Annotated in this window: 13 protein-coding genes; 6 read left to right on the forward strand and 7 right to left on the reverse strand. The window is 47.8% G+C overall.

The window, feature by feature from the left end; all coding sequences use genetic code 11:
• Nucleotides 1-54: 54 nt before the first annotated feature.
• Nucleotides 55-558 carry a 3D domain-containing protein gene (locus IPL32_05970; protein ID MBK8465360.1) on the reverse strand — a complete coding sequence of 168 codons (504 nt, stop codon included), beginning with the start codon at nucleotides 556-558 and terminating at the stop codon, nucleotides 55-57.
• Between the two features lie 328 nt (nucleotides 559-886).
• Here IPL32_05970 and IPL32_05975 point away from each other — a divergent pair, with 328 nt between their 5' ends.
• Together IPL32_05975 and IPL32_05980 are read left to right on the forward strand one after the other, a co-directional pair.
• The gene (locus IPL32_05975) at nucleotides 887-1,264 is read left to right on the forward strand and encodes a PilZ domain-containing protein (GenBank protein ID MBK8465361.1); all 378 of its coding nucleotides are present in this window, start codon (nucleotides 887-889) and stop codon (nucleotides 1,262-1,264) included.
• Between the two features lie 11 nt (nucleotides 1,265-1,275).
• Nucleotides 1,276-2,475: a saccharopine dehydrogenase NADP-binding domain-containing protein gene (locus tag IPL32_05980; protein MBK8465362.1), complete on the forward strand. Its 1,200-nt coding sequence runs from the start codon at nucleotides 1,276-1,278 to the stop codon at nucleotides 2,473-2,475.
• 139 nt (nucleotides 2,476-2,614) lie between these two features.
• On the opposite strand, the gene IPL32_05985 is transcribed toward IPL32_05980, so the two are convergent.
• The 3 genes from IPL32_05985 to IPL32_05995 form a co-directional block, all read right to left on the reverse strand.
• Nucleotides 2,615-3,292, reverse strand: coding sequence for a hypothetical protein (locus IPL32_05985; protein MBK8465363.1), 678 nt, complete (start codon nucleotides 3,290-3,292; stop codon nucleotides 2,615-2,617).
• A gap of 196 nt (nucleotides 3,293-3,488) precedes the next feature.
• Nucleotides 3,489-4,025 carry a phage terminase large subunit gene (gene terL, locus IPL32_05990; protein ID MBK8465364.1) on the reverse strand — a complete coding sequence of 179 codons (537 nt, stop codon included), beginning with the start codon at nucleotides 4,023-4,025 and terminating at the stop codon, nucleotides 3,489-3,491.
• A complete protein-coding gene (locus tag IPL32_05995) occupies nucleotides 3,974-5,404 on the reverse strand; it encodes a hypothetical protein (protein ID MBK8465365.1) in 1,431 nt (476 codons plus the stop codon). Before IPL32_05995 ends, terL begins: the two co-directional genes overlap by 52 nt.
• Before the next feature lie 389 nt (nucleotides 5,405-5,793).
• Between IPL32_05995 and IPL32_06000 the strand changes: the two genes are divergently transcribed.
• Complete coding sequence (locus IPL32_06000) at nucleotides 5,794-6,075, forward strand: hypothetical protein (protein MBK8465366.1); 282 nt, start codon at nucleotides 5,794-5,796, stop codon at nucleotides 6,073-6,075.
• Between the two features lie 221 nt (nucleotides 6,076-6,296).
• On the opposite strand, the gene IPL32_06005 is transcribed toward IPL32_06000, so the two are convergent.
• Together IPL32_06005 and IPL32_06010 are read right to left on the reverse strand one after the other, a co-directional pair.
• The gene (locus tag IPL32_06005; GenBank protein ID MBK8465367.1) at nucleotides 6,297-7,280 is read right to left on the reverse strand and encodes a winged helix-turn-helix transcriptional regulator; all 984 of its coding nucleotides are present in this window, start codon (nucleotides 7,278-7,280) and stop codon (nucleotides 6,297-6,299) included.
• Between the two features lie 115 nt (nucleotides 7,281-7,395).
• Nucleotides 7,396-7,938, reverse strand: a complete 543-nt coding sequence (locus IPL32_06010; GenBank protein ID MBK8465368.1) for an RNA polymerase sigma factor — start codon at nucleotides 7,936-7,938, stop codon at nucleotides 7,396-7,398.
• Between the two features lie 426 nt (nucleotides 7,939-8,364).
• On the opposite strand from IPL32_06010, the gene IPL32_06015 reads away from it, so the two are divergent.
• Nucleotides 8,365-9,117 carry a hypothetical protein gene (locus tag IPL32_06015; GenBank protein ID MBK8465369.1) on the forward strand — a complete coding sequence of 251 codons (753 nt, stop codon included), beginning with the start codon at nucleotides 8,365-8,367 and terminating at the stop codon, nucleotides 9,115-9,117.
• Here the strand turns inward: IPL32_06015 and IPL32_06020 are convergent.
• A complete protein-coding gene (locus IPL32_06020; protein MBK8465370.1) occupies nucleotides 9,114-10,241 on the reverse strand; it encodes an aminotransferase class V-fold PLP-dependent enzyme in 1,128 nt (375 codons plus the stop codon). The two genes, IPL32_06015 and IPL32_06020, sit on opposite strands and share 4 nt — an antisense overlap.
• Nucleotides 10,242-10,343: 102 nt before the next feature.
• Here IPL32_06020 and lepB point away from each other — a divergent pair, with 102 nt between their 5' ends.
• Entirely contained in the window at nucleotides 10,344-11,054 is a 711-nt protein-coding gene (gene lepB / locus IPL32_06025; GenBank protein ID MBK8465371.1) for a signal peptidase I, read from the forward strand.
• 146 nt (nucleotides 11,055-11,200) lie between these two features.
• Nucleotides 11,201-12,322: a glutamine-hydrolyzing carbamoyl-phosphate synthase small subunit gene (gene carA, locus IPL32_06030; GenBank protein ID MBK8465372.1), complete on the forward strand. Its 1,122-nt coding sequence runs from the start codon at nucleotides 11,201-11,203 to the stop codon at nucleotides 12,320-12,322.
• Nucleotides 12,323-12,460: the final 138 nt, after the last annotated feature.

Here is a 12,460-nt window from a genome sequence, read left to right on the forward strand (position 1 = left end):
AACGCCCCGGTTTCCCGAGGCGTTTTTTATTTTTTTTATTATCGAGTTTTATATTTACTGAATTGAAAAGATCTGCACGTTTCGGCGTCCGAATTTCCGTGCTTCCGAGCAGCCCGGGACCCAGATGTCGATCTTTTTGCCTTTGATAGCACCGCCTGTATCGGAAACAAGATATGTTCCGCTCCAAGGCCCGGCATCAACGTAAACTGTCGAACCGAGCTTCAAAACTCTCGGATCGGCTGCGATCAGGCCGCGTCGGACACTGTGTCCCATTGCGGTCTTTCCTGATAAGCAATATGCCGTTGCGGAAAATGCTCCGCGGCTGGCACCTGCGGCTGTCGATCGGACAGATGCAGTCGTTTTAACCAGCTTTTTCTTATCTTTTGTATCAATATTTGTCTGAGTATTACTTAAAGTAGTATCAATATTATTTTCAATTGTAGGTTGCGAATCATTCGCTATAACGAGAGTGGATTCTGTCTGGGTCTGAGCGTAAATAAACATTACGCAAAGGCTCAACAGTGACAGGATCGCGGCTCCTCTAACGAGATTTTTCATTATTCTTCTCCGATTATTCGTACCCCGTTTAAACGCAAAAATAGTGTCTGAGATTTGGGTCATCAGCCACTACACGTATAAAACGAAGACTGTTTCGGCAGACTTATTTCTACCTGTTTCCGTACCGCAATGGCCGGAACATATTATGATAATAGCGCTTTTGGGCATATCTGTCCACCCGTCCAAAACCCGCAAGCCCTTATTTTATATGCAATTGCTGGTTTTTAAGGGACTTAAGGCTGCGATTTTTTTATTTTTTTATGGACTTTCATAAGTGTTTTTGTGTATATTCATACGACCCGATGTGATTTTTTCGGGGCAGATCTCAATGAAAAATTCCATACAAGACAGACGACACGGTGAGCGGTATGTTATCTCATTTCCGATCCGTGTCCGTTGGAAAGACGAAACCGGCAAGTTTGTCGAGGAAGAAGGCCTTACCGACAACGTCGGCCCGCAAGGAGCCCTTGTCTATTTACCGCGCTTCCTGCCAAAGGTCGGCGGCAAGGTCAGCCTCACCGTAACCGAAAATCCAAAAGACGAAGTGTCCGTAACTGCTGAGGTCATTAGACTTGAACGAAATGCCTCACATCCGCAGGCTGCTCTCCAGTTGACCGACTCAATTCGCCTTTGGAAGAAAAAGGTCTGGGAATCGGCCCGAGCGACCATCGCCGCTCAGGAACCGGAAGAGTTCGACGAATGGTAAACTTCTAAACTATGAAAATTCTCGTTCTCGGCGCCGGACGTATGGGACACGGCGCCGTTTTTGATCTTATTCACAATTCGCCCGACGTCGAAACCGTCACAGTTGCCGATTTTGACCTGAAAAAGGCAGAAGCAGTCGCCGCAGCGGTCGGCACAGAGCGCGTTATTGCCCGACAGATCGACGCAGGTAACTATTCCGATGTTCTTGACCTAATGCGCGGACACGATTCCGTGATCTCGTGCGTCAATTACTGGTACAACGTCTCGCTTTCCAAAGCCGCGATCGAAACCGGCGCCAATTTCTGCGATCTCGGCGGCAATAACTACATCGTTGACGAACAGCTCGCACTCGACACCGAAGCAAAGGCCGCTGGCATCAATATCATTCCCGATTGCGGCCTTGCTCCGGGCATGGTCTCGATATTGGCGATGCACGGAGCGGCGACATTTGACGAGATCGAGGAAATCCACATTCGCGTCGGCGGCTTGCCGCAAAATCCAGAACCGCCATTAAACTATCAACTCGTTTTCAGTGTCGAAGGCCTAATAAACGAATACATCGAGGTCGCCCGCGTTATCCGCGACGGCAAGATCACGACTGTCGATTCAATGACCGAGATCGAAGATCTGTCGTTTGAAAACTTCCCTCCGCTAGAAGCGTTTCAAACGTCAGGCGGAACATCGACGCTGCCTGACAGCTTTCTAGGAAAGATCAAAGAGCTTGATTACAAAACGATCCGCTACGCCGGGCATTGCGAAAAATTCAAAACGATGATCGACCTCGGACTTTGCTCCAGCGAAGAGATCGCCTTGTCAGAACCGGGAGCCGTAGCGACTGGGTTCAGCGTTACTCCACGCAAGGTCTTTGGCGAACTGCTCCAACAACATCTGCCCGCCGACGGCCCCGATTATGTCCTCGTCCGGCTAGACTTCGTCGGCAAAGGATGCAAAAGCCCGCACGTTAGTAAGGGCGAAACACACGACACAAACATCACTCAACGCCTCCGCTACGACATTGTCGATAAACAAGACGAATCAACCGGCATGAGCGCCATGATGCGAACCACGGCTTTCCCTGCCTCGATCATCGCCCAAATGATGGCACGCGGCGAAGTCCTGTCGCGAGGAGCAACCCCACAGGAAAAAGCCATCGACCCAGACAAATTCGTCGCCGAGTTAGAGCGCCGAAAAATACATATTTCTATCAGCTAGTTGTCAAAGATCTAAAGGGTTGCAAAAGCCTAGGCTCAAATTGCAATCGCAAGTGTTCATCGTCGAACCCGCCCACCGCGTCATCACCATCCGCGACGGCCGCATCGAAAAAGACGAGCGGTTAAAATAGTTCGGCACTTCATTTAGTTTTTTGATTCACTATGAAATCAATGCCGGCGCATCTATTTGGTTGAATATCAAATAAAACAGAGTATTTGGTATTCTCCTTAAGAAATCCCAGCGAATCGTATAAACTTCTACGGTGAGACCCATCTATCGGGCCTTTTTCCATCTCTAAGTGAGGTATAAGATCAGGTGGCAGAACAGCCTCGACTTTATACTTCCCGACAGGAATATCCCAAATTTCGTAAACTCCGTTTTTATCCGTAACGAGTTCGTAGGAGTTTTTATCGCTAAAAACCTTTACTTTTATTCCAGCAATATTCTTGATGAACTCGAAAGGATACTTTACATAATTCGCAACACTTTCTGTATAGAGCTCAATAGTCCCGGCAATCCTTGTGCGCTTAAGCGACATCGGAAGACCATTTAACCAATACAACTCCTCGCTCATTCTTTCAACTGGTCCGCCTCTATAAGAAAGGGCGACATATCGTTTTGTTTTTCTGTGAAGACCTACATATAAGAGCATTGTTTTTCCGACATCATCCGAAAAATCCCAAACGCCGCACCCTTCTAACTGCGGTTGATTCAAGACCATTTGCTTCAACTCGTAGCCTTTGAATGTTTTTTCGATATTTACGGTTACGGTTTGGTGGTCCTGTTTTGAAAGTTTCACAGTTTCAATTTTTCCCACTACGATCACATCCGAGCTTGCGTAGTAATAGTCAACAGGGGAACTTGAATACGTACAGGCCGACGAACTTTCCGCATTGAAAGTAAAAAGCAAGAACAGCAAGAGTGTTAACAAATATGTTCTGTACACTAGAACCTCCTTTAGTTACGTCGTTGATAATACACCAATTTCAGTATTATCAACGACTTTTTTGTGATCAAAATATGTAAAACCCGTAGCTGGGTTCGCGGTGCATGCGGACGGCGATGGAGGTGGCGTCGATTTGGTCGTCGTGCGTCCCTGAGGGGAAGGCGGCGGCTTCGTCGATGAATTCTGTGTTCCAAGGTCCGCGAACGAGGAAGACCTTGCCTTCTTCGGCGAGGGCGATCCACGGGAGTGCCTGCGTTACTTTGTCGCCATTTACTTTTATGCCTCTCAGAGCGCGTCCCCGAGTTGCGGGGTCGGTTCTTAGGTCCTGGATCACTGCATTTCCGTTTGCCGAAAGCTCGATGCCGTGTTCGGTGTTGCTTTCGGCCTGAATGCGTCCCAGAATGTAACGACGTTGTTCGGGATATTCGATACGGCGTCGAAAACCGCCGTCGATGTACATATTGCCTGCACTGTCATACGCGACTTTAAGGCTCGCTGTGTAATCCGCCGTCGCATTCTTTGAAATTCCGAGATCATAGCCTCGTTTCCATTTCAGGTTTGGCGGAGCCGCATCGACTTTGCGAAACCATGCACGTTTAAACAAACCGCCTTCGGCCGGTGTCGGCCTTTGCTGATAGAGTGCGGCAAACGAATAAGTGCCGAGTTTGCGTTGAAGACGGTCGAGAGCTTCTTCATCAAACCACTTTGGGCAGAGAGCCTCGCCGGGAGCGCGTCCCAGCGCATCTGTCGAATGCGGAGTGTGGAATGCGGAATGCGGAATTTCTGAAAGGGAGCCGTTTTTTCTTCATTCCGCATTCCGCATTCCGAATTCCGCACTTCAGCGACCGCAGGGAGCGAGATGACGTCCCATTGCTCGCCGCCTTCTTCGGCGGCTTCTCTTAGTAAACGTCCGGCGAGGTCGTCTTCGTGCCAGCGGGTTTGGATGAGGATGATCTTGCCGTCGGGAGCGAGGCGTGTGTAGATGTCGTCGTTGAACCAGTTCCAAACATTTTCACGAAAGGTCTCACTTTCGGCTTCGGCTCTGGACTTCACAGGATCGTCAATGATGATAAGCTGAGCACCGTAACCCGTCACGCCTGCACCTCTTCCGACCGCACGGACACCGCCGCCTTCGCTCGTTTCCCATTCGGCTTCGGAGTTTTTTGCACGCGTGTGGACGAACCAGTCAGAACCGCCTGCGGCAGCGGGTGGTTGAAGCTGCGCATTCGGCGAGAAACTACAGCGTGTCGAAGCATTGGCCGGTAATCGCTTACGAACTTGAGTGGGATCGCTTGTTAAACCACCAGCTGCCGCTGGTGGTTCTGACACGGCTCGATCTTCCAAGAGTGCGTTTCGTATCATTCGCGAGAAGCGGTTTGCGAGGCCTTGGTTGTAGCTGCCGATGATGATCTTCATTTTCGGGTCTTTCTTGAGCATGTAGGCAGGGTAACGGACCGTGACGAGTTCCGATTTTCCGTGTCGCGGCGGCATGAATATCATCAGCCGTTTGCTGTCGCCGTCCGTAATGCGTTTGAGGTGCTTGTAAATATAGACCTGATGCTTCCATTCCCAGGTCATCTTCGGCCACGTTCGTTTTAGCCAATCCTTGAACTCTTCGAAGTCCGGCAAAGAACTCGCCTCCTTATTAACGACGGGTAAGGCGGTAGTCTGGACGTAGCTCTCTGCCTGCGGCTCGTTGGAGAGAACAACCCCGTCTGCCGAAGCGGCAGCCTTGGCTTTTTTCGCCGCAGCCTTTTGCTGTTCTCTTTGTTGCTTCAGCAGCCATTCAAATCCGTAGGTCTCGATCCATCCGGGCGTGCATGTGCCTCGTTCGAAGCGACGGTAGAGACTTCTTCTGTGAAAGTCCCGATACCCCATCTCGCGCATTTCCTTCTCGATAAGTTCGTGATTCTGCCCGTCGTGTTTCAAATACAGATCACGGCAATCATGTAGCTTTTGAATAAATTCTTCTCTGTTGTTCATAGTGATAACCGAACGGATACTTCCGTTCGATCTTCACGCTAGCGCGGTTTTTTGAAAATTGATATACCAATTTCCACGATATGGCTTAACTTTCTCGAAACGGCTTAACTTTCTCGATATGGTGTGATTTACACGAAAAAGCTCAATTTTCACGATATGGCGTGATTTACACGATATGGCTTAACTTTCCAGGCAGAGTTACATTGTTTAACACCGCTAACCTGTTGCAGAAGCCCGCACGAAGTAAGGGCGTCCGTCGCCGCTAAAGAACGCCCTTACTCCGTGCGGACTTCTGCAAAAAAACGTGTTTGATAATACCGAAATTGGTGTATTATCAACGACGTTGGCACCACGTCAAAGGTCTAATTGAACATCGGAGGCATCATGCAATGAAGCGTTTTTATTGGGGTTTATTTCTCGGAGTATTGATCTCGTCCTGCGCATTCCATCCTTTGCTTAAATTGGAGCAGGAGTCGAAGTACGAGTTTGGTCGGAATCAAGGTTATGGCATGGGCGCACTAGATGTCGCGACTCAGATTGGAAAAGAGTTCGGGAAAGACGGAACCGACGTGCGCCATTCTTGGTACCTTCCGATTAAAGATACTGCTTTAGTCGCGGTGGAGATTAACGGCGTACGGACGATCAGAGAAGTAGACTACGATCAGCGCTAATTGACTAAGTTCTATCAACGCCAGTTTTGACGACAATTCCTTTTTCGATACGGGCGGAAACGCGAGTGTTAATGAGCGTGCACTTGGGGACGAGAGTTCTCGGTTGGACGCACGCTCCTTTACAGTCGCGTTTCTGCCCGCAAGTAAAAAAGGCTGTCTGAAAAACTCAGACAGCCTATTGGAAGAAGATGAAGATGGTGTCAGACACCGCGAACAATTCTTTATACCTCTTTGATCACCTCAAACCCTTTATAGGAACCTACGATCACATAACCGATGACCTCTACGTCTTGGCTGAGGAGTTTTCGAGCGGTTTCATTCATAGTGGCTCCGCTTCCTAAAGCGTCATCGATCAGCAAGACTCTCTTGTAAGGAATATCATTGTCTCCGACAAAGATGGTTTCTCTGGCGTTTGTTATTCGTTCTGAGAGTTTGCTCAGTGATTTTTGCGCGATGGGAACTTTGCCCGCGTAAGCTTTAATTAGCTTTACCTCAGGCAACGGCAATTTTAGTAATTTTTGATATTCCTTCAGAAAGGGAATTTTTCGCGGTATCGAATGCGGAATAAAAACAACTGCATCAATATCGTGCCTTTTGATTATATTAAGTACGTCACCTTTGGTAATGTCGAAGATCTCAGCAATCATGCTTTTTTCTTGTCCGCTTTTGCCGTGAAGCAGCAGTTGGCCCAGTCTGCTCTTGCCGTATTTAGGAAGACTATAAAAATCGGAATAATAAACTTTTTCAATACAGGTTTCCTCAAACGTATTGATGATTTTCTGCGTACCATCAATCAGCCCGTATGCGTCTCGAAATTTTTCGGCCGTTTCCTGAATTTCGCAAAATTCTTTTGCGCGATCAAGGACATTTTTATCCTGACCCGTGCTTTCCAAAAATGAAATAAATCCTTCTACTCCATCTTCTCTTTCACCCGCAGGCAGAAAAAAAGTAAAACTTTTTTCTATGACCGAACTATATTCAACCGGAAGAGAGACGTTGCTTTTTCGAGCTCTGACAGTTTTCAGAAGATAAATAACCTTTGGACCAGCGCCTCTTTTCTCAATTTGCCCATCTTCAGTGAGTCTTAACAATTGTCTGTGAATAGCTTGAGGTGTAATTTTTAGAAAATCCACAAGCTGCTTCGGAGAGGCTTTGTGATGTTCTATAAGGTAGGAAATTATTTTGGATCTGGTGTCCGTTTTCATAGTTTATAGTTTATCATAAACTATAAATCATACACATAAACAAGAACGACGATAACAATGAAAAAAGCTGTCTGAGAATTCAGACAGCCTATTGATATTTATTATTTCGAAAATATTATGCGTTGAGTCCGATGAGACGCGGGTTTGCTTTCTTTCTCAGAAGCTTTTGCAGTTTAAGGCGAGCCTTATGTAGCTGCGATTTTGATGTGCCGACGCTGCAGCCTAGTATTCGGGCTACTTCTTCGTGTTCGAAGCCTTCGACATCGTGCAGGACGAAGACGTTCTTGTAACCATTTGGCAACTGCTCAATGGCGTTTTCGAGAGCGATCTTATCGACGATGCGCATCTTTTCAGGATTTGATGTTCCCGATACGATCTGCACGGGCGTTTCGCCTTCTTCGGTCGTTTTTTCATATTTGACCGTGCGTTTGCGGAAATGCATCAGGACCTGATTGACCGTCATTCGATGAAGCCAAGTCGTAAAGGCCGATTCGCCACGAAAGCTGCCGATCTTACGATAGAGCTGTATAAAGACGTCTTGTGTGAGGTCTTCTGCCTCGGACGTATTTTGCAGCATTCGCAGGCAGATCGAGTAAACGCGTCTGTGATGACGCTTGTAGATCTCCTCAAAGGCCGCCATGTCGCCGCCGGTTGCCATTTTGGTCAACGCGATGTCCTTTGCGGTTGTTACGTCCTCGATGGGGGTTGCTTTTAGAAAGCTCACCTCATCAACTTTGACCCCTTGGTCGCTATGAAAAACAGGAAAACTAAGTGTTTCGGTTGTCATTTCATTACCCTCCTCGTCTGTACATTTCAATTGCCGTGCCAAACTGCTCTCTTTTCGGTCAATGTATGCATTCCACGCTTAAAAGTGCCTTATGTTCAGTTTTTTCGGGCATATATTTGTATTCGACGCTCATCCAAATACGGATGTTTATACTTTACAGTGCATCGAGTGCGTCAAATAATACACGTTTTGGTATATTCAAAAACCTTAGAGTATAAGGCTTTGCGCCGGAAAGAATGTTAAGATTTACTGCACAAAACATCTTTAGTATGCGTTTTTGACGGTGTTTTATTCACGATGTTCACGAGATTTCTAAAATTGCCTATTGCCGCCTTACTTCTGACGGTTATCTGTAGTCTATCTGCAATGGGCCAAGCCGTTGGTTCGCTACCGTACACAAGTCAGGACGTGGCAGATGACGGCACGCCTGTGTTGATCAAGCATTTGCCTCAATGGGAAAGTGTGCGGGATCGAGCGACGATTGCCGCCAGTGCGAGCGAACTAAAGGCGGTGCTGGGTGAACGATCTATACTCGACATAATAGAGTTTCCGGGCGGAACAGAGGCTGTGACGGCACAATACGACGCAGGTAAACTGCTTATCGTGGAATATGCGACACCTCAAGCTTCGGTCGAAGCCGATGCCAAAATTACGGCCAAACTAGGCCGCGACGGCACCGTTTATCGGAGGATCGGCAACTATAACGTGTTTGTCTTTGATGCCGCAGATCAGGCGGCGGCAAATGCCTTGTTAGACGAGATAAAATACGAAAAATTGGTCCAGTGGCTCGGCGCAAATCCCTACATTATCAGCCCAGAACGGGCGTTTGTGCTTCAGACCGCCGACCTTTTTGTCTCGACCGTTCTCATTATTGTGATGGGAATTGGTTTCGCTATTCTTTTTGGGATAGTTTCAGGTTACGCTTTCTTCTCAATTCGTGAATACAAACGAGCCAGCACGCCGACCTTTAGCGATGCCGGCGGCATCACGCGGCTGAATCTGGACGGACTTACGACGGACATTGTACCCGACCGTTTGTTAAAAGATTAAGCAGGCAGCACTTCTAACAGCCTTTCTATATCATCAATGTTGTTATAAAAATGCGGTGCGATACGCACTCGGTCGCCGCGCGGACTGACTATTATCTTTTCGCTTTCAAGGTGAGCCGCGATTTGATTTGAGGTCATGCCGCCGCGGTGTTTTATACAAACAATTTGCGACTTCTCGCCCGTCGCTCTCGAACTGACGATCTCATAATCTTTTCCAACCAACCCGTCGCAGAGATGATCGGTCAGAGCCATCAAATGATCGTCGATCTTTTTTGCACCGGTTTCGTGAAGGAGTTTTAAGCTCTGTTCAAGGCCGTAAAAAAGCGATGATGTTCCGGTTCCGCTTTCCCATGCGAGAGCATTTGGTTTGAACGGCTGTTCGCGATCCACAAAATCCCATGGCGTTTCGACGCTGATCCAGCCGATGAATGTTGGTTTTACTCTTTCATGTGCCCGATCAGAAAGATAGATGATCCCGCAGCCTTCCGGCGCACACAGCCACTTATGGCCGGCTCCGCACGCAACATCGACAAACTGTGCCGGAAGATCGTATGGCAACGCTCCAAATCCTTGGATAATATCGACACAAAAAAGTGCATCAACGGCACGCGCCGCTCGGCCCATGCGTTCGAGATCGGCCCTGTAACCTGATGCATACTGGACGGAACTGATCGCGACAACCTTTGTGTTTGCATCAATTAGCGAAATAAACTCGTCGAGATCGATGCGTCCGTCACGTTCAGGACACAGCCGCAGCTCAACGCCGAATTCATCGCGAATACGCCGCCACGGATAGAAATTTGACGGAAACTCATTTGCAAAGCTCACGATGTTGTCGCCATTTGTCCAGTTCAAACCGTTCGCGATAGACGCAAATCCGTCCGAAGTATTACGCATGAAGGCGATCTGCTCGGGCCGGACGCACAGCATTTCGGCGATCAATGCTCGTGCTCTGCTTTTTGTATCGATCCAGTCCGTATAATGCGCCGAGCCATGTGTGGCAACATCGTTCAACTGAACATTTATGGCTTCGATGGCCATCGTCGGTATAGGCGAAACGGCCGCGCTGTTCAAATATGTAAGGTTTTCGAGGGCCGGAAAAAGCGAACGGATGGCTTCATTCATAAAAAAATTTCTTTTGACAAAGACGCGGCCAAAGCTGATTATTAAACTGTTTGGCGCTCTGGCCAACCGGAGTCGGCGTGAACACGTCTAAATGCCTTGATTATGTTCGATTTTCAAAATAAAAACCAATCGGATCTTGGATTCGTCTCAGCCAGCGATGACCGCGACATTCAAGTCACAAAACTAAGACGCGAATCGCGTCAAGGCTTATGGTCCGAGGCATTTAAACTGTGTCGCGACATTTTTCTTATCATCGTAGTTTTTATTTTGTTCGGCGTCTTTTTTGTTCAGCCGGTAGTTGTAGAAGGCACTTCGATGCTGCCGCAGCTTCATGACGGCGAGCGGCTTTTGGTGAACAAGCTGGTTTATTACAAGATACAAAGCGTCAGTTGGGGACATATCGAACGCGGCGACATTGTCGTTTTTTGGTATCCAAACGATCCTGATAAAAGTTATGTGAAACGCGTTATCGGATTGCCGGGCGAAATGGTCGAGGTGCGAAGCGGCAAGGTTTTTGTTGACGGCAAACAGCTTGAGGAAGATTATCTTGACGTCGAACACAACCAATCGCTGCCAAGCTGGCCGGCGAAGAAAGTGGACGATCACCATTATTTTGTAATGGGCGATAATCGCGACAACTCTTCAGATTCCCGATATTGGGGGCTCGTGCCGGAAAAATATATTTACGGTAAGGCTTTCTTTCGCTATTGGAAACCGTCCAGCGTCGGCTTTCTGGAACATGGCGAATATGACAAGTCCATCCCTGTTAAGCCCGCAGATAAAAACGATCTACGCGCGCACGAGGATAGATAAAATTTTCAACGCAAAGTCGCAAAAACGCAAAGTCGCGAAGAGTATCCAAAAAATCTAACTATTTGTTTCGACTTTATTGGTTTCCAATAGGTGCATTATCTTTGCGTCTTTGCACCTTGGCGTCTTTGCGTTAAAATCTCCTAGTAATGACACAAGCAATTCTTGTTCTCGAAGATGGACGCACTTTTAAGGGTGCGTCTTTTGGCGCTGATGGAGAATCATTTGGCGAAATGGTTTTCAATACGTCAATGTCCGGCTATCAGGAAATCTTGACAGACCCAAGCTATGCCGGACAGGTCGTCTGTATGACGTATCCGCTGATCGGCAATTACGGAACAAACCAAGAAGATATTGAATCGCGGCGTCCATGGGTCGAGGGCTTTGTCGTCCGCGAAGCCAACCGTATCGCTTCGAATTTTCGTTCGACCGCGAGTTTGCAGGATTATCTGAAAGACAACAACATTATCGGGCTCGAGCATATAGACACGAGGGCGTTGGTTCGTCACATTCGCGACAAAGGTGCAATGCGTTGCGGCATTTCAACCATTGAACTCGATTCGAAAGTACTGTTTGAAAGAGTTTTAGCGTCACCCGAAATGGCAAACCGCGAACTCGCGAGCGAAGTAACTACCGATAAGAGCTATCACTACTCTTCTACAGGTAGCCACAAAGAATCCAAAATCCAAAATCTAAAATCTAAAATCGAAGATTATCACATCGTCGCGTTCGATTTTGGCGTCAAAACGAACAGCTTGCGTGAGTTCGCAAAATTCGGCTGTCGCGTTACGGTTGTTCCGTCAGATACATCAGCAGACGATGCAATGGCCTTAAAACCGGATGGCATTTTCTTATCAAACGGTCCCGGCGATCCGTCGTCAATGACCTCGGTAATTGAAGAAATAAAGAAACTTGCTGCAAGCAAAACGCCGATGTTCGGCATCTGTCTCGGACACCAACTTCTCGGCGAGGCATTCGGTGCAAAAACCTACAAACTAAAATTCGGCCATCGCGGCGGCAATCAACCGATCAAAGACCTCACGACAGGCAAGATCGAGATCACCTCGCACAATCACGGCTTTGCCGTTGACGCCGACAGCCTACCTTCAGATGTAGTGGTAACGCATATCAATCTGAACGACCAAACCGTCGCCGGACTTCGCCATAAGACGCTGCCTGTTTTCTCGGTTCAATACCATCCTGAATCCGCTCCCGGCCCGCATGATTCAGAGTATTTATTTGAGCGTTTTATAGAAATGATGAAGAACTAATCTGATACGCGACCTAAGTCCGCTGAATGAGATGCCGAATTTTGCAACCTGCGCAAACCTGATCTAATACACGAAGGCCGTACATTCTTTTTCAGCGCGATGAAAGTTCTGTCACCAAATTGATGGCTGCAGCGTCTA

The organism is Chloracidobacterium sp. (genome assembly GCA_016711345.1).
Classification (GTDB): Bacteria; Acidobacteriota; Blastocatellia; order Pyrinomonadales; family Pyrinomonadaceae; genus OLB17.